The organism is Mycoplasmatota bacterium (assembly GCA_018394295.1).
Lineage (GTDB): Bacteria > Bacillota_I > Bacilli_A > Haloplasmatales > Haloplasmataceae > JAENYC01.
The window spans coordinates 2,719,346-2,737,560 of sequence record CP074573.1 but is presented as its reverse complement, the minus strand read 5'-3'; the positions used below and the strand labels follow the sequence as shown (position 1 = coordinate 2,737,560).

14 protein-coding genes are annotated in these 18,215 nt (G+C 29.3%); 13 read left to right on the top strand and 1 reads right to left on the bottom strand.

All coding sequences use genetic code 11. The features are described 5' to 3' along the window. The first annotated feature begins 98 nt into the window (after positions 1 to 98). From KHQ81_12775 to KHQ81_12720, 12 genes are all read left to right on the top strand, one after another. On the top strand, positions 99 to 1,067 hold the full coding sequence (locus KHQ81_12775; protein QVK17706.1) for a DEAD/DEAH box helicase family protein: 969 nt from the start codon (positions 99 to 101) through the stop codon (positions 1,065 to 1,067). Between the two features lie 4 nt (positions 1,068 to 1,071). Beyond that, positions 1,072 to 1,752, top strand: coding sequence for a ComF family protein (locus KHQ81_12770; GenBank protein ID QVK17705.1), 681 nt, complete (start codon positions 1,072 to 1,074; stop codon positions 1,750 to 1,752). Between the two features lie 97 nt (positions 1,753 to 1,849). Next, positions 1,850 to 2,071, top strand: a complete 222-nt coding sequence (locus KHQ81_12765; protein QVK17704.1) for a cold-shock protein — start codon at positions 1,850 to 1,852, stop codon at positions 2,069 to 2,071. A 78-nt stretch (positions 2,072 to 2,149) separates the two neighbouring features. Next, a complete protein-coding gene (gene raiA, locus KHQ81_12760; GenBank protein ID QVK17703.1) occupies positions 2,150 to 2,707 on the top strand; it encodes a ribosome-associated translation inhibitor RaiA in 558 nt (185 codons plus the stop codon). Between the two features lie 91 nt (positions 2,708 to 2,798). Then, positions 2,799 to 3,971 carry an exonuclease SbcCD subunit D gene (locus tag KHQ81_12755; GenBank protein QVK17702.1) on the top strand — a complete coding sequence of 391 codons (1,173 nt, stop codon included), beginning with the start codon at positions 2,799 to 2,801 and terminating at the stop codon, positions 3,969 to 3,971. Next, complete coding sequence (locus KHQ81_12750) at positions 3,962 to 7,087, top strand: SMC family ATPase (GenBank protein ID QVK17701.1); 3,126 nt, start codon at positions 3,962 to 3,964, stop codon at positions 7,085 to 7,087. Before KHQ81_12755 ends, KHQ81_12750 begins: the two co-directional genes overlap by 10 nt. Before the next feature lie 96 nt (positions 7,088 to 7,183). Further along, positions 7,184 to 7,801 carry an SMI1/KNR4 family protein gene (locus KHQ81_12745; protein ID QVK17700.1) on the top strand — a complete coding sequence of 206 codons (618 nt, stop codon included), beginning with the start codon at positions 7,184 to 7,186 and terminating at the stop codon, positions 7,799 to 7,801. Between the two features lie 239 nt (positions 7,802 to 8,040). Continuing rightward, complete coding sequence (secA, locus tag KHQ81_12740; protein ID QVK17699.1) at positions 8,041 to 10,554, top strand: preprotein translocase subunit SecA; 2,514 nt, start codon at positions 8,041 to 8,043, stop codon at positions 10,552 to 10,554. 57 nt (positions 10,555 to 10,611) lie between these two features. Then, on the top strand, positions 10,612 to 11,715 hold the full coding sequence (prfB, locus tag KHQ81_12735; GenBank protein QVK17698.1) for a peptide chain release factor 2: 1,104 nt from the start codon (positions 10,612 to 10,614) through the stop codon (positions 11,713 to 11,715). A gap of 13 nt (positions 11,716 to 11,728) precedes the next feature. After that, the gene (locus KHQ81_12730; protein QVK17697.1) at positions 11,729 to 13,174 is read left to right on the top strand and encodes a S41 family peptidase; all 1,446 of its coding nucleotides are present in this window, start codon (positions 11,729 to 11,731) and stop codon (positions 13,172 to 13,174) included. A 311-nt stretch (positions 13,175 to 13,485) separates the two neighbouring features. Then, the gene (gene uvrB / locus KHQ81_12725) at positions 13,486 to 15,465 is read left to right on the top strand and encodes an excinuclease ABC subunit UvrB (protein ID QVK17696.1); all 1,980 of its coding nucleotides are present in this window, start codon (positions 13,486 to 13,488) and stop codon (positions 15,463 to 15,465) included. 26 nt (positions 15,466 to 15,491) lie between these two features. Further along, the gene (locus tag KHQ81_12720; GenBank protein QVK17695.1) at positions 15,492 to 16,292 is read left to right on the top strand and encodes a hypothetical protein; all 801 of its coding nucleotides are present in this window, start codon (positions 15,492 to 15,494) and stop codon (positions 16,290 to 16,292) included. Between the two features lie 31 nt (positions 16,293 to 16,323). Here the strand turns inward: KHQ81_12720 and KHQ81_12715 are convergent, their stop codons facing one another. Then, positions 16,324 to 16,653 carry a hypothetical protein gene (locus KHQ81_12715; GenBank protein QVK17694.1) on the bottom strand — a complete coding sequence of 110 codons (330 nt, stop codon included), beginning with the start codon at positions 16,651 to 16,653 and terminating at the stop codon, positions 16,324 to 16,326. A 225-nt stretch (positions 16,654 to 16,878) separates the two neighbouring features. Here KHQ81_12715 and KHQ81_12710 point away from each other — a divergent pair, with 225 nt between their 5' ends. Next, positions 16,879 to 18,081, top strand: a complete 1,203-nt coding sequence (locus tag KHQ81_12710) for an L-serine ammonia-lyase (GenBank protein QVK17693.1) — start codon at positions 16,879 to 16,881, stop codon at positions 18,079 to 18,081. Positions 18,082 to 18,215 lie beyond the last annotated feature (134 nt).

The window sequence follows — 18,215 nt, the reverse complement described above, 5'->3', positions numbered from 1 at the left end:
TTATTAAAGTTAGCAATAATACCATATTTATAAATAATCAAAGAAGAAAATAACTTCTTTGAAATATAAAAAGTGAGAAAAAGTAATCTCACTCTTTTATGTTTTCATTCTTGGCAACGTGTGGTGCAGGAAAAACAGAGATTGTCTATGAAGTAATATTAAAAGCATTAAATAATCAAGATATTGTTTGTTTTGCTACGCCAAGAAAAGATGTGGTATTAGAATTAGTTCCACGCTTTAAAAGGGATTTTTATCAAGTTGATATTATTTCTTTATATGGTAATTCTCCTGATAAAGGAAAAGTAGGAAATTTGTATGTCACGACAACGCATCAATTAATAAATTACTACCATTTTTTTGATTTAATTATTATCGATGAAGTAGATGCTTTTCCATATTATAATAATAAAATGTTAGAAGGATTCATTAAGAAATCAAAGAAGCCAGAAGCACCGATTATTTTATTAACCGCAACACCAACTAAAAGAATTAAGTATTTGATGAAGAAGAAGCTGTTAGATTATTTTATCATTCCTGCTCGTTATCATAAGTATCCTATTCCAATACCAAAGGTAGTTTTTACAAATCACACATTAAAAAAAATTGAAAATAATAAATGTCCCAAAAAGGTTTTTATCTGGTTAATGAAAAGAAAAGGATTAGATAAACGAGTATTTATTTTTGTACCAACTATTGATTGTGGAAAACAATTAGAAACCATTTTGAAACCCCAGTTCAATTGTCAGTTTGTCTACGCAGAAATGAAAGATAGAAAACAAATTATTAATAAGTTTCGTGAAAACAAGCTTCAATTTATTATCACAACGACTATTTTAGAGAGGGGGGTTACGGTATCTAATGTTGATGTCTGTATTCTTTGTAGTGATAATCGTGTTTTTGATGAAAGAGCGATTGTGCAAATTGTAGGCAGAGCAGGTCGTGATAAAAGATATCCTACATCTGATGTAGTTTTATTTACAGATTATCAAACAAAAAGTATTAAATTAGCGATAAAAGAAATAAAGAGAATGAATCAAACTGCTTATAAAAAGCAATTGTTGAGGTAACATTATGAAGTATTGCTTATATTGTGGATGTATAATTAGGGATAATATGAACTTCTCTAACGTTTTTAAATCAAGTGAAGGATTGTTGTGTGATGAATGTTTAAGTCGCTTAGAACGTGTTAAAAACGGCTGTATACGCTGTGGAAAAAAAACAACGGAAGTCATATGTGGGGATTGTCTTAAATGGGAAAGTAATGAAAATACGAAAATGTTTAATATAATCAATTATTCACTTTTTTATTATAATGATTTTGCGAAAAGTATGTTAAAACAAGTAAAATTTTTAGGTGATACAAAATTGCTTCTTGCGTTTAAAAAAGAAATTCAATGGTATTTTAAAAAAAAGAAATTCAATAACTTATATTTAGTTCCTGTTCCTCTTCATGAAAACCGGTTAAATGAAAGAGGGTTTAATCAAAGTTTGTTTCTAGCAAAGTTAATGCCTTTCCCGATACTAGATATTCTAAACAAAGTTAATAATGAAAAACAGAGTAAAAAAAGACGAAGTGAACGAATTCTATTTGATAATCAATATTGCTTAAAAGAAGATATTAATCTTATAAATAAAAACATTATGATTGTTGATGATATCTATACAACTGGAGCGACAGTTCACAAAATTGGTAGGCTTTTATTTGAGAAAAATGTTAAAAAAATGATTAGTTTTACTCTTTTTCGTAGTTAAACGAGAAAATTGTCGAAATTTATCTGTTAAAAAACTTTGAAATTTGTGATATAATGTATTAATATATATATAAAGTAATTTTTTGGAGGTAGGATGTATGAGTAATAATTCTAATGTTGCTAGAGGAAAAGTTAAATGGTTTAATAATGAAAAAGGTTATGGATTTATCCGTAGAGAAGATGAAGTAGAAGACATTTTCGTTCATTATTCTGCAATAGTCGCTAATGGATACAAAACGCTTGAAGAAGGTCAGGATGTTGAGTTTGAATTAATTCAAGGTGACAAAGGGTTACAGGCTACAAATGTCGTAAAAATATAAAATTAAGTGTAAAAATTGGACTATTATACTCAATTTGTGCTAAAATAGATGTATAAACAGATAAAGGAGTTGTTGAGTATGAAAGTAAATTTTCGTGGTAAGGATGGATTTATATTCACTAAAGCAATAGAAAATTATGTCCTTGAGAAATTAAAAAGAGTTAGTAATTATTTTAATCATCCAGAGAATTTAGAGGCTAGAATTGTTTGTAGTGTACTACATGAAGTTCAAACAATTGAAATCACGATTCCAATTAAACACACTGTTTTACGGGCTGAGGTTAGTAAACATGATTTATATGCAGCGATTGATTTTGCTGTAGACAAATTAGAAACTCAAATCAGAAAGCATAAAGATAAGATTAATTCCATGTATCGTCAAAGAGATGGTGTAGCACAGTTTTTTAAATCTAATGAAGAGTTAGATATTAACGAATTAGAAGCTGAAATCGTTGGTAAAAATTTAGTCAAAAATAAAAAAGTTGAATTGAAACCAATGTCAGCAGATGAAGCGATGATGCATATGGAGCTTGTAGACCATGATTTCTATGTGTTCTTAGATAAAGCAACTGATAAAGTTTCCATTATCTATAAACGTGAAAAAGATCATGATTATGCGGTTATAGAAACAGAATAATATTGATGCCTACATTTTGTAGGCATTTTTATTTTTATTTTTTTATAAATATGTATTATAATATACTTATTATTAACAAGTGGGTGAGGATATGAAAATATTACATACTGGTGATTGGCACATCGGAAAAATTATAAATGATTTCTCGATGTTAAACGACCAAAAATATATTTTAGATCAATTTTTTGATATTATTTCAGATGAAAAACCAGACGTTATCATTATATCAGGAGATATTTATGACCGTTCAATACCACCTAAAGAAGCAGTTGAGTTATTAGACAATACATTAACAAGATTGATTGAAGATTATAAAATTCCTACGTTAATTGTTTCAGGAAATCATGATAGTCATGAACGGCTTAGTTTCGGAAATAGGTTACTAGAACATAAAAAATTATATATTGAAGGAGTAATTACCCCTAATATTAAGAAAGTTACATTAGAAGATTCCTATGGATTAGTCAATTTTTATATGTTACCTTATGCCCATCCAGCTATCATACGAAATGTCTTTGAAGAAGAAACTGTTTTAGACCATCAAGATGCTTTTAAAGTGTTAATAAACAAATTAAAAGAAGATATGAATTTTAATGAAAGAAACATATTGATTACACATAATTATTTAATTTCGAGTATGGATGATGTTCTATTATCAGAATCAGAAAGAAGTTTATCAGTAGGTGGTACAGAATATATTGATGTATCACTTGTAGAGGATTTTGATTATGTGGCTTTAGGACATCTACATCAAGGACAAAAAGTAAAAGAAGATTATGTTCGTTATAGTGGCTCGCTTTTAAAATATTCATTTTCGGAAGTAAATCGTAAAAAAGGTGTTGTCGTAGCAGAGTTAAAAGAAAAAGGAAATTATAATTATCGACAAGTTGTTTTGACACCTAAAAAAGACATGATTGTGATTGAGGGAAAATTAAATACATTAATTAGTCCTGCTTATTATCAAAAGATTGATTGCTCAAGTTATATTTTAGCGAAATTAACAGATACCACTGATTTATATGACCCATTATCGAGTTTACGTGCGATATATCCAAATCTAATGCAAATTCAAAGAAACCATTTAATCACAAATGTAAATAGTCAAACAAAAGCATCAAGCGATTTTAAAAGAAAGAGTAAATTAGATCTTTTTGAAGAGTTTTATACAAATGTTGTTTGTCAAAATCTGGATGAAAAGAGAAAAACTGTATTTAAGTCTGTTGTTGATGAGGTCATTAAAGGAGATGGACAAGTATGCGATTAGTACGATTATCAATGTGTGCATTTGGTCCTTACAAGGATGAACAAACAATTGAGTTTTCTCATTTTAACGATCGGAAACTATTCTTAATTACAGGACCTACAGGAGCAGGAAAGACATCTGTATTTGATGCGATTAGTTATGCTTTATTTGGAAATGCGAGTGGTAATAGTCGGGATGCGGATAGTTTTCGTAGTGATTTTGCATCAGTCGATGATGAAACTTATGTTTCTTTACAATTTCAATTAAAAGGGATTAATTATTTAGTGAAAAGAAGTCCCAAACAAGAAAAAAGAAAGATAAGAGGAGAGGGGACAACTACTAAACAGGCTGAGGCAATATTAGAGATTGAAAATGGAAAAACCTATACAGGTGTTACAGAAGTAAATAATCAAATACAGGAGATAATAGGGATTAATCATCATCAATTTAAACAAATTGTTATGTTACCTCAAGGCGAATTTCGTAGATTATTAGAAGCAAATAGTCAAGAACGCGAATTGATTTTTAGAAATTTATTTAAAACTGAAGATTTTTTAGTTATTCAAGAACAATTAAAATTCAAGACCAGTCAATTAAAAAATGAGATTGGTGATGTATATAAATTACTAGATAATTACATTAGTCATATTGTCTATGATGCTGAAAGCCCGTTAGCATCAAGTGTTAACGCTACCTATAAAGACTATGAATCAATCATGTTATTACTTAATGAGAGAATAAATATTGATGAGAAATCATTAGATAAATTGGTACAGAATTTAAAAAAGAAAGAAGAAGAAATTTATCAGTTATCAGAAGCTATTCAGCAAGGACAAATGCTTAATGAGAAGTTCTCTAAAGAAAAAGAATTAAAGTTATTAAAGAATCAACTTCAAGAGAAGAAAAATGAAATTGGGAAATTGGAAATTAAGGTTAAAAAAGCTGGTTATGCACAAGTTGTGTATCAAATTGAGGAACAAATCAATAAGATTAATGATTCTTTAAAGAATTTAAGTGAAAAAGAAAAAAGTGTATTAATAGAAGAAAAAGAGAAACAAAAAGGATTATTAGAATTAAATGAATTACTTGAAACAAAACAAAAAGCATTAAATGAAGTAAAACAATTGAATGAATGTTTATTTAAATTGAAAGATAAGTTATCAAAGTATCAAGATTATGATGAAAAAGTAAAAGACTTAAAAAAAATTGAAAATAAGCGAGAAGAATTAAAAAATCTAATTGAGAGAAAAGAAAAAAATATTACGGAAACTAATAAAAATATATCATATTTAAGTGAATCATTAGAATCACATCAAGAGCTTAACCAACAGTTAAGTGATTATAGATTAAAACAAGATTCAATCAAGAATCAAATGAAAAATAGAGAATTTTTATTATCAGTATTAAATGATCTAATTAATTTACAAGAAAAACATCGAAAATTAAGTGAAAACTATCAACAAAAGCATTTAGATTATCAAAAAAGTCGTAATGAATATGCGAACAAGTTTGAGTATTATTTGTTAGGGCAAGCAGGAATATTAGCACATGATTTAAAAAACAATGAACCCTGTCCAGTTTGTGGATCTACCCACCATCCTAAGAAAGCAATGTTATTTGAAAATGTACCAACAACGAAGGAGTTAGATGATTTAAAGAGGATTTTTGAACAAAAAGAAAAACTTATGAATGAATGTTATTCAGAAGTTTTTAGTCTTAATAACGGAATAATTGATAAGAAGAAGTTAGTGAATCAATTAAGTGAAGACCAATCAGATAATTTTGATTTATTAAATCAGATTAGTAATTCAAAAGAGTTGCTAGACCAAGATAGAAGTCATCTAGATCATCTCAATCATGTCATAAAAAAACTTGAAGTTAATCTGGAAAAAAACAGTGAAATAGAAAATGAGATAGAAAAAAACAGAGAAAATAAAAATCAAATGGAAGATGAGCTTAGAATGATTAATCAATCCTTTAGTGAATTTGATAAACAATATCATGTAAAGTTAGAAACAATTAATAGATACAAAGAAACAATAATTAAAGATTATCCGAACAAATCATCACTAATACTTGAAATTAAACAATTAGAAACTGAGATAGAAAAAATCACTCAAGATTTTCAATTGGTTTTTAATAAAAGAGAAGAACAAAGAGATGCATTGTTAGTGCTTGAAACAAATCTAACAAATTTACGTAAAGCAATAGTTGATTATCAAGAATCATTAGAAGGAGAAGATAAGAAATTTAGGGAGAAGTTAGCAGTTTATCATTTTACTAGTCTTGATGAATATCGAGGTTATCTATTTAATGCAGAAGAATTAAAGGATTTTGAAAATGAAATAAGAGACTATTATAATGAGGTTAGTTATGTTGATAAAACTTTAAATGATTTAAAAGAAGTTTTGAAAGAAAATAAAATAATAGATATTGAGACATTAATTGAAAAACAAAACCAGGTAAAAGAGGAACTTAATCAGTTAAGAAATAATGAAAAAGAATTGCTATTAATGATTCAAAACAATAATAAAATTTATAAAGATATAAAATCTTTATATAAAAAAATGAAAAGTCAATTGATGGAATATGAAGTATTAAGTGATATTTCCAAAGCTGCAAATGGTGATAATCCACAGAAATTAACATTTGAAAGGTATGTACTTGCAGCTTACTTTGATGAAATCATTCAAGCAGCGAATAATCGTTTAGGAGAGATGACAAATAATCGTTATTTCTTATGTCGAAAGGAAGAAAAAGGAAAAGGTAGAGGACAACAAGGGTTGGATTTAGAAGTTGTGGATAACTATACAAGTAAAAGCCGTTTGGTTAAGACCTTATCTGGAGGAGAAGCTTTTATTGCTTCGCTTTCATTAGCGTTAGGCTTAGCAGATGTAGTACAGAGTTATTCAGGGGGGATTCAGTTAGATACAATTTTTATTGATGAAGGATTCGGTTCACTAGATCCAGAGAGTTTAGAACAAGCGATTTCTATGCTTGTTAATATTCAAAAGAGTGGACGATTAGTAGGGATTATTTCTCATGTTCAAGAATTAAAAGAAAGAATCGATGTCAAGTTAGAAATCAAACCAAGTCAAAGCGGAAGTATAATTAAACCTATTTTTCATATAAATTAATCCATATATTGTCACATATGATAGTAAAACTATTACTTTTTATATTTTTCAATTATAATTTAATTTTTTTGATATAATAGTAATAGGAGGACAGGTATGGATGCTAGATTAAATAAGATTATTTATCAATTAAAGAAGTGGGATTGTAAGGATAATGCCATTCTTCAAAATGGAACGCTTTTAATATGTCAAGTTCCACATGTTTCTCCGTTAGGGTATTTACACAAAATATATTCACCCTTAAATACTTTAGATATCGAAAAAATTGAATCCGCTTTGAAATTTACTCTACCGGATAATTTCGTTGATTTTTTATTAAGTTGTAATGGCATGGATATTTTTAGTTTGAACGTCTCAATTTTTGGACTAAGAAATAATCGAGATTACAGACATTTTGATCGTTTTTTTCAACCGTTTGATATTATTATTGAGAATCTTGAAGAGTATACTCTAAAAGGTTATTTAAAGTTTGCTTCTTATAAAAAAGAATTTGATTTATTTTTTAAAAAAGGTGAACAAGATAAAGTTTATGTTATGAAGAAGCTCTCATTTGAAACTGTTAAAGTGTATTCTTCTTTTTATGAATGGTTAAATCATGCAATTGAGATGTTATCTAAGTATTTTAATAAATCTGGTAAATTAATTAAAGATCAACAATTATTTGAATCAGGATCTGAAGCTAATTTAATAAAAAATTTAATAGAAATAATATAGTAAAAAAGATAATTAGTAGTATCAAAGATAGTATTACTATCTTTTTTATTTAGAAAACAAAAAATAAATATATATACTAAAAATTATCACATAATAAAGGATAGTTACTAAATAATTATACAAATAAAAAAAATGTCATTTATTTAACTTGTGTAATAGTATATAAAAGTGTTATTATATAAGGTGATAGAAAAATATCTAACTAGAGTATATCGTATCAAATTAAAAGGAGTGAAATCATGGCTGGTTTATTAAAGAAGATATTTGATTCGGGATATAAAGAAATGAAAAGATTAGAAAAAATAGCTGATAAAGTCGTAGAACTTGAAAATGATATGCGACAATTGACAGATGAACAGCTTCAAAATAAAACTGAAGAATTTCGTAACCGCTTAAAAAATGGAGAAACTTTAGATGATATTTTAGTTGAAGCATTTGCGGTTGTAAGAGAATCGGCTACTCGAGTATTGCATATGACACCATTTTATGTCCAAATTATTGGTGCTTTAGTTATTCATTATGGTAATGTAGCAGAAATGAAAACTGGTGAAGGTAAGACATTAACTTCAACGATGCCAGCATATTTAAATGGATTACAAGGTAAAGGGGTACACATTGTAACCGTTAATGAATACTTAGCTGGACGTGATGCTCATGAAATGGGTATATTATTGAATTGGTTAGGATTGTCAGTCGGATTAAATATAAATTCGATGACAAAAGAAGAAAAACGTAAAGCGTTTAGTTGTGATGTTACCTACACGACAAATAATGAATTAGGATTTGATTATTTGCGTGATAATATGGTTATTTATAAAAAAGAAATGGTTTTAAGACCGTTGAACTTTGCGATTATAGATGAAGTCGATTCAATTTTAATTGATGAGGCGAGAACACCACTTATTATTTCTGGTGGTAAAAAAAGGAATGCGAATTTATATCGTCAAGCGGATATGTTTGTAAATAGTTTAACACCAGAAGACTATGATCATGATATTAAAACGAGAAATGTTCAATTATCAGAATTAGGAATTGAAAAAGCAGAAAGAGCATTTAATTTAACAAATCTTTTTGATGTTCAGCATGCTGTATTAGTGCATCATATTAATAATGCCTTGAAGGCAAATGTTGTCATGCAAAATAATATAGATTATGTTGTTCAAGAAGGTGAAGTTATAATTGTAGACCCATTTACAGGTCGTTTAATGCATGGAAGACAATGGAGTGAAGGATTGCACCAAGCGGTAGAGGCTAAAGAAGGGGTAAAAATTAAAGAAGAAACAGCAACTCTAGCAACGATTACTTTCCAAAATTTCTTCCGTATGTATAATAAATTGTCTGGTATGACTGGAACAGCAAAAACGGAAGAAGAAGAGTTTATTAATATATACAATATGTATGTAGTAGAAGTACCAACGAATGAACCAGTCATTCGTGATGATGCAAATGATTTTATTTATGCGACAATGGATGCAAAATTTAAAGCAATAACAAAAGATGTTGCTGAAAGACATCAAAAAGGTCAACCATTATTGATTGGTACTGTTGCCGTTGAAACCTCAGAACTTATCTCTAATTATTTACGTAAAAAAGGGATTAAACATAATGTATTAAATGCAAAAAATCATGAGCGTGAAGCAGAAATTATCCTTCAAGCAGGACAAAAAGGTGCTGTAACGATTGCGACAAACATGGCTGGACGTGGAACTGATATCAAATTAGGCGAGGGTGTTATAGAACTAGGCGGTTTAGCAGTTATTGGTACAGAACGTCATGAATCACGTCGTATTGATAATCAGTTACGTGGACGTTCAGGTCGTCAAGGGGATCCAGGGTATTCAAGATTTTATTTGTCATTACAAGATGACTTATTACGAAGATTTGGTTCTGAAAGATTACAAAATACGTTAGGTCGTTTAGGACTGAAAGATGACCAAGCGATTGAACATAAATTAATTAGTCGTTCAGTTGAGTCTGCTCAAAAACGCGTGGAAGGAAATAACTTCGATAGTCGTAAGACTTTACTACAATATGATGAAGTAATAGGACAACAAAGAGAAATAATATATAGTCAACGTTATCAAATATTAACACTTGATGATATAAAACCAATTGTTGAAAATATGTTCCGTGATGCAGTTGATAATGTTGTAAGCCGTTATGTTCTATTTGATAATTCTAAAGATGTTGAGGCTGAAAAAGAAGGTATTAAAAATTTAGTTAATTATTTTAATACGAATATTTTTGGACCTAATTCAATTAAATTAGATGAAGTAAAAGATTTAAGTAAGAATGATTTAAATGAATTCTTTAATCAAAAAGCATTTAAAATATTAAATAAAAAAGAAGAAATCTATGAACCAGAAGTATTCCATGAATTCTTGAAAGTAATTGTTTTAAGAATTGTTGATATGAAATGGATGGATCATATAGATATAATGGATGGTTTACGTCAAAGTATTGGTCTTGTTGCCTATGGACAAAATAACCCTCTTATTCAATATCAACAAGAAGGGTTTGAGTTATTTACAAATATGGTCGCTTCAATTAATGAAGATGTATTAAAATATATTATTAGAGCGCAAGTGCAAGATAACTTACAACGTGAGGAAGTAGCTAAACCAGTTGCGGCTAAATCAGGAAAAGAAGATACAACTGCGAAAAAACAACCTGTTCGTAAGCAAAAGGTTAATCGTAACGATCCATGTCCATGTGGAAGTGGCAAAAAATATAAACAATGTTGTGGTTCTTAATAAAAATGACCCTTGGTGTATCAAGGGTCAATTTGTATAAAAAGGCAGGATGATATGATGGATTTATTAGAAATCAAGCAATTATTAAAAGAAATTAATGATCATTTTAAAGATTTAAATCAATATATAGATCAAGATGCAATTGATAAAGAAATGAAACAATTGAATGAAGTGATGAATGAAGCTAATTTTTGGAGCAATCAAAGAGAAGCAAAAAAGGTAATTGATAGAAATAATTATTTAAAAAATCAAATATCAACTTTGGATGATATAAAATCACGGATTGAAGATGTTGAGGTAGGAATTGATTTAATTGAAGATTTTAATGATGAGACACTGATAAAAGAAATGTCATCAATGGTTAAACAATTACATAAAGATATTAATCAATTTGAGATTGAATTATTATTATCTGAAATATATGATCAAAAAAATGCGATTTTAGAGATTCATCCTGGTGCTGGTGGAACAGAAAGTCAGGATTGGGGAGAAATGTTACTTAGAATGTATACACGTTATGCAGAGGATAAAGATTTTAAAGTCGAGATTTTAGATTATTTGCCTGGTGAAGAAGCAGGAATAAAAAGTGTCACACTTCTAATTAAAGGAACCAATGCATATGGTTATTTGAAGGCTGAAAAAGGGGTTCATCGCTTAGTGAGAATTTCACCTTTTGATTCTTCTGGTAGAAGACATACTTCATTTGCTTCAGTTGACGTGATGCCAGAATTAGATGAAGAGGTCGAAATTGACATTAAAAGTGATGATTTAAAAATAGATACTTATCGTTCTAGTGGAGCTGGTGGGCAACACGTTAATACTACGGATTCTGCCATTCGAATAACCCATTTACCAACTGGAATTGTAGTTACTTGTCAAAATGGTAGAAGTCAAATCGCTAATCGTGAAACAGCGATGAAAATGTTGAAAACAAAATTATATCAACACGAATTACAAAAACAACAAGAAGAATTACAAAATCTTCGTGGAGAATATAAAGAAATTGGTTGGGGAAGTCAAATTCGTTCGTATGTTTTTCATCCTTATTCTCTTGTTAAAGATCATAGAACCAGTGCAGAAATGGGTAATATTCAATCGGTGATGGATGGAAATATTGATTTTTTCATTAATGAGTATTTAAAACATAGAATAAAAAATTAAGGTGGATAAAAGTATGAATAAAAAAACCAATATTATTATTGGGGGGTTACTTGTTTCTTTAGGGATTATTTTAGGTATATTAGGAACAACTTTAAGTGATAAATTTATTAAACATCAAGAGTCCACGACGGCTACCATTAATAATTCCGTTGAACCTGTTGAAAGGGTTGAAGACTATTTATCTGAAGTGATAAGAGAAAAATCTTATTATTACCAAAATGATGATTTATTAACTGAGGGTGCTTTAAATGGAATGGTAGAGTCACTAGATGATCCATATTCAACTTATTTATCTGAAGAGGCGTACATAGAGCATACCAATCGATTAAAAGAAATGATGTATGGGATTGGTATATCTGTAACACTAAATGGGCATTATCCATTAATTTTTAATGTGATTGAAGGTTCACCAGCAGATATTGCAGGTTTACAAAAGGGAGACACGATTAAAACAGTTGATGGTATTGATATAGAAAATAAAACGATTACTGAGGTTGCAGAATTAATTAAAGGTGAAAAAGGAACTACAAGAACACTCGGTGTATATTCAGATAATTCAAATGTGGTAAGTAATATTAATGTGACAATAGATTTGATTAATTTGAAAACAATTAATTATGATTTTCAGATAGTAGATAATCATAGGATTGGTTATTTATTGATTAGTTCTTTTATGGCGCCTACTTATGGAGAACTTTTAGCAGCGATGAGTCATTTAGAAGATCAAAATCTAGACGATTTAATTATTGATGTGAGAGATAATCCTGGTGGATTGGTTACTACTGTAAAGGAAGTTTTAGATTATTATATAAATACGGATCGTCCTTTTATGTATTCTGAATCAAAAGACAAGGAACAAACCCTTTATTATCTAGATGATGATAATCATGAAATTTACTACAATATTGTTGTATTAATGAATGAAAACAGTGCATCAGCTGCGGAAGTATTCGCAGCAACCATGCATGAAATCGGTAATTATCAGTTAATCGGAAAAACAACTTTTGGTAAAGGAACTATGCAAAGTTCATTTCCTATAAATATTGAAAAAACTCAAATGGTTAAATTAACAACTCATATCTGGTTGACACCGAATAAAGAGTGGATTCATCATATTGGTGTAGAACCAACAATTGAGGTTGAACAGACAAAATATGCGGGTATTTCTTATATAGATTCATCTCAAGAGATTAGTTTTGACCATGTTAATGAAGAAATAAAAGATGTACAAACTTTTTTGAATCATAAAGAATTATCTACAACACGTATAGATGGTTATTTTGATAATGATACCAAAAACGCAGTATTAGCTTATCAAGCTATGAAAGGACTTGATCAAACGGGTGTAGTAGATGATAGAACAGCTTATTATTTAAATTTAGATATTATAAATTATATTACTGATAAAAATTATGATGATCAATATCAAAAAGCATTAGATTATATTATAAATCAATAATAAAATAAATATTATCAAAAAACCAGTTCTGTATGATCAGTACTGGTTTTTTTACATCTAAATATTAGATATTGAAAAAAAGAGAATTTTGTATATAAAACTGTTAGAAGAAAATAATAAAAAAATGATAATAAATTGTAGGAAATGAATGACGAAAATAATAATGAAATATTTTAAAACAGTAGATTTTGTCATAATTAATAAAAACAGTATCAAAATAAATATTTTACAATTATACTTAGTTAAATTGTTAACAATATTCATTAAAAATGTTATAATTAATAAAGTAGTATGTATATCGAGGTGATGTAATGCAATCTAGAAAATTCGAACTTGTGTCGAAATATAAACCTACAGGAGATCAACCGAAAGCGATTGAAAAATTAGTAGAAGGAATTGTTAAAGGGAAAAAAGAACAAATCTTATTGGGTGCAACAGGGACTGGTAAAACATATACAATATCCAATGTAATCAATCAAATAAATAAGCCAACTTTAGTTTTAGCTCATAATAAAACATTAGCGGGACAACTTTATTCAGAACTAAAAGAGTTTTTCCCAAATAATGCAGTAGAATACTTTGTGAGTTATTATGATTATTATCAACCAGAAGCTTATGTACCTTCAAGTGATACATATATCGAAAAAGATGCCAGTATTAATGATGAGATAGATAAATTACGACATAGTGCAACTATGGCTTTATTTGAAAGACGTGATGTTATTATTGTCGCATCGGTATCTTGTATCTATGGATTAGGAGATCCAGAAGAGTACAGTAATATGGTAGTATCCATTCGGACTGGTTTAGAAATGGATCGTAATAAATTGTTAAGTGAATTAGTAAGGATTCAATATGAAAGAAATGATTTAGATTTTCACCGTGCTACATTTCGAGTAAGGGGGGATGTGGTTGAAATAATTCCAGCATCTCACGAAAATAATTGTATTAGGGTTGAATTTTTCGGAGATGAAATAGACAGAATACGTGAAGTTGATATTGTCACAGGTGAAATTATAGGTGAACGGACACATGTAGCCATCTTCCCTGCGTCACATTTCGTTACGAGTGAAGATAAATTAAAAAGAGCTATCAGTGCAATAAAGCAAGAGTTAGAAGAGCGATTAAAAGAATTACGAGATAACGATCATTTACTTGAAGCACAGCGTCTTGAACAAAGGACAAACTATGATGTTGAAATGATGAAAGAAATGGGATTTTGTTCTGGGATTGAAAACTATTCTCGTCATTTAACAGGAAGACAATCTGGTGAAACACCTTATACCTTGCTAGATTTCTTTCCTAAAGATGATTGGTTACTTGTGATTGATGAATCACATGTATCTGTACCACAAGTTCGAGGGATGTATAATGGTGACCGTTCAAGAAAATCAACCTTAGTAGATTTTGGTTTTCGATTACCATCTGCTTTAGATAATAGACCATTGAAATTTGAGGAGTTTGAAAACAAAATAAATCAGGTGATTTATGTTTCAGCAACACCTGGTAATTATGAGTTATCACATGTAAAAGAAGTTGTTCAACAAATCATCAGACCAACAGGTCTACTAGACCCAATTATTGAAGTGAGACCTACAGAACAGCAAATTGATGATTTAATCGATGAAATAAAAGAGCGTATTGATAAAAAAGAACGTATTTTAGTAACGACACTAACCATTAGGATGGCAGAAAAGCTAACAGATTATTTTGAAGATGTAGGATTTAAAGTTGCCTATTTACATTCTGAGGTAAAAACATTAGAACGAATTGAAGTAATTCGTGATTTGCGAATTGGTAAATATGATGTCTTAGTTGGAATTAACTTATTACGTGAAGGATTAGATTTACCAGAAGTATCGCTAGTTGCGATATTAGATGCAGACAAGGAAGGATTCCTAAGAAGTCAACGTTCATTAATACAAACAACGGGACGTGCTGCACGAAATGTGAATGGTAAAGTAATTATGTATGCGGATAAGATAACCGATTCTATGAAAATAGCGATAGAAGAAACAAATCGTCGTCGTCAAATACAGGATGAGTATAATAAACATCATAATATTACACCACAAACAATAAAAAAAGATATTAGGGATTTAATTAAAGCAACACAAGCTGCAGAAGAAACTGATTATGAAGAAAAATCAATTAAAAAGATGACAAAAGAAGAGAAAATAGGGATGATTGCTAATTTAGAAAAAGATATGAAGAAAGCAGCTAAAGAGTTAGATTTTGAAAGAGCTGCTTCTCTTCGTGACGTTATATTTGAGTTGAAAGTTGAGTTGTAAATATTTATAATTTTGAGGGGGATGAAATGAACTATTTATTAAAAAAGAGTTTATTAATCACATTAAGTTTTTTGTTTATTATTTTAACTGGTTGTAAAAAAGAAGTTAGTCAAGAAGTAACATTTGAAGACATCTATAAAAATATGAAGACGCAGAACAATTTTTATTATAAGTTGAAGATAGAAAAGGTATGTTATGGAAAAGAGAAGGATATTACCTACATTGTGTTCTTGGATATGACATCTGAAGATGGAGGAATTATTGAATATCAAGAGAATTTGGGTTATAAGACCATAACTGGGTATTATCAATATCATGGTGAAAGTGCAACGCATTTTGTCCGCAATTATGGCTCATGGGAAAAACAAACTTTATCTATATCTGATATTGATGATGTTATTCTTGATTATAGCTTTTTTTACGAGGTTATCAACGATTATGATTCCTCTAAAAAAATAGGAAGTGAGACCTTAAGTAGTGGTGAAAAAGTGACCGAGTATCTACTTACTAAAGATTTAGTGGAATTAATAAAAATTATACTAGGACCTGACTTTAAAAAATTAAGTCTAACAGAACAAGAGGTGTCTGAATTCACAAAAGATGTTAGTTATCATGTGTATCTAGATTTAGAAGAAAAATTAATTAGAAAAATAGATTTAGATTTAACCGATACAGTTTCCGCTATTATCAAAAAAGCTAAAGAACAAGATCCTATGATAAATATAAGAATTGATAAAATTGAGGCTAACATTGTATTTAATTATTTTGGAGAATTCAATTTAACGATTGATGATGAAATTAAAAATGAAGCGGTAGATATAAGTTAGAATTAAAAACAGTGGAATGATATCCACTGTTTTATTTAACAATATAATTTTTAATATAACCAATTTTTTTTTCGTTTATTTGTATAACTGCTGAACCATAAACTGGCATAGTCTCTTTACCAGTAATGACATGATATGAAACTAATAAAGTATCTTTACTGTCCTTTACACAATTAAGTATTGATATGCGATTTATGTTGTAAGTGTTACGTAGGTTGTTTATATAGTTGATCACTTTTTGTCGTCCTAATATTGACTTACTTAAATTAGTATAAATGCAGTTTTCATCTAATAAACGATTAAGTTGTGCTTGGTTTCTTGAAACAATGTGAAAAAAAAATTGTGATACAATACTTTTCATATCCCCCATCTCCTTTACATTGTTTAATTATAACATAAAATATCTTCCATGTGAAATTTTTCATTAATTTTACATGGATAAATTTAGAAAATATATTTTATAAATTATAGTTGAAAGCGCTTACTGTTTGTGTTATAGTGGTATAGGATAATATGAAACACAATTAAATCTAGAGTATATTTTGATATATTATGTTCAATATATTAGTATAGGAGATTGGTTACAATGGATAGTTTAAAAGAATTGTATAAAGTAGGCTTTGGACCATCCAGCTCTCATACAATGGGTCCTCATAAAGCTGCAAAAAGATTTTTAGAAAAGACAAAGCATTTATCAGTTGATAATTATTATGTTGAGTTATATGGAAGTTTAGCTGCAACAGGAAAGGGTCACTTAACTGATTGGATTATCTTAAGAACATTAGGTGAAAACAAAACAAATGTTGTGTTTAAACCTGAAGTGGTATATGACTATCATACAAATGGAATGAAGTTTTATGCGTTAGACAAAAATCGAAATGAACTTGATTCTTATTTAGTGTTTTCCGTTGGTGGTGGTCAAATTATGGAATTAGGGGAAAAAAGAAAAGGAAATCAAGCGGTCTATCAGTTGAATTCAATGAAAGAAATACTTGATTGGTGTCAAACGAATAATAAAAAAATACACGAATATGTAGAATATGCAGAAGGTAAAGAGATTTTTGATTATTTAAGAGATATTTGGAAAGTCATGAAGACATCTGTTGAAGAAGGTTTAAAAGAAGAAGGTATTTTACCAGGTTCTTTAAAATTTAGAAGAAGAGCGAAGATGTTTTATGATAGATATATTGCTGATAATGATTTTACAACATTAATGTTTGCTTGTAGTGAAGCAGTATCTGAACAAAATGCTTCTGGTAACAAGGTTGTCACAGCCCCAACTTGTGGTGCTAGTGGAGCTGTCCCAGGGTTAATGTATAGTTTACAATCTTTTTATGGGTATAGTGATGAGGAGATTGTTAAAGCTTTAGCTACAGGTGGGATTATCGGAAATTTAATAAAAGAAAATGGTTCGATTTCAGGAGCAGAAGCAGGCTGTCAAGCTGAAATAGGAACTGCTTGTGCAATGTCATCTGGGGCTTGTGCCTATTTACTAGGTGGAGATATTTATCAAATTGAATATGCATCTGAAATTGGGCTTGAGCATCATTTGGGATTAACATGTGATCCAGTAGATGGATTGGTTCAAGTACCGTGTATAGAACGAAATCCTATCGCAGCAAGACGTGCTTTTGACGCAGCTAAATATGCGTTATTAACAGATGGAAAGCATATTATAACACTTGATATGGCAATCTCAACGATGGTTGAAACCGGCAAAGATATTAATAGTAAGTATCGTGAAACCTCAACTGGAGGTCTAGCAAAGTGTGTTATGATGTATAGATAAGTTAAAGAGGAAAGTATCACTTTCCTCTTTTTTGATATATTATATTTTTAAGTCAACCATTTGGTAATGAATGGGTTTTTCTATAATTTGACAAATAATATTATGATTAATCTAATGGTTATTATATATTTTGG

Bases quoted from the DNA above. Each gene is read 5' to 3' on its own strand.
- KHQ81_12775 (QVK17706.1), top strand. From the start codon at position 99: ATGTTTTCATTCTTGGCAACGTGTGGTGCAGGAAAAACAGAGATTGTC.
- KHQ81_12770 (QVK17705.1), top strand. From the start codon at position 1,072: ATGAAGTATTGCTTATATTGTGGATGTATAATTAGGGATAATATGAAC.
- KHQ81_12765 (QVK17704.1), top strand. From the start codon at position 1,850: ATGAGTAATAATTCTAATGTTGCTAGAGGAAAAGTTAAATGGTTTAAT.
- raiA (QVK17703.1), top strand. From the start codon at position 2,150: ATGAAAGTAAATTTTCGTGGTAAGGATGGATTTATATTCACTAAAGCA.
- KHQ81_12755 (QVK17702.1), top strand. From the start codon at position 2,799: ATGAAAATATTACATACTGGTGATTGGCACATCGGAAAAATTATAAAT.
- KHQ81_12750 (QVK17701.1), top strand. From the start codon at position 3,962: ATGCGATTAGTACGATTATCAATGTGTGCATTTGGTCCTTACAAGGAT.
- KHQ81_12745 (QVK17700.1), top strand. From the start codon at position 7,184: ATGGATGCTAGATTAAATAAGATTATTTATCAATTAAAGAAGTGGGAT.
- secA (QVK17699.1), top strand. From the start codon at position 8,041: ATGGCTGGTTTATTAAAGAAGATATTTGATTCGGGATATAAAGAAATG.
- prfB (QVK17698.1), top strand. From the start codon at position 10,612: ATGGATTTATTAGAAATCAAGCAATTATTAAAAGAAATTAATGATCAT.
- KHQ81_12730 (QVK17697.1), top strand. From the start codon at position 11,729: ATGAATAAAAAAACCAATATTATTATTGGGGGGTTACTTGTTTCTTTA.
- uvrB (QVK17696.1), top strand. From the start codon at position 13,486: ATGCAATCTAGAAAATTCGAACTTGTGTCGAAATATAAACCTACAGGA.
- KHQ81_12720 (QVK17695.1), top strand. From the start codon at position 15,492: ATGAACTATTTATTAAAAAAGAGTTTATTAATCACATTAAGTTTTTTG.
- KHQ81_12715 (QVK17694.1), bottom strand. From the start codon at position 16,653: ATGAAAAGTATTGTATCACAATTTTTTTTTCACATTGTTTCAAGAAAC.
- KHQ81_12710 (QVK17693.1), top strand. From the start codon at position 16,879: ATGGATAGTTTAAAAGAATTGTATAAAGTAGGCTTTGGACCATCCAGC.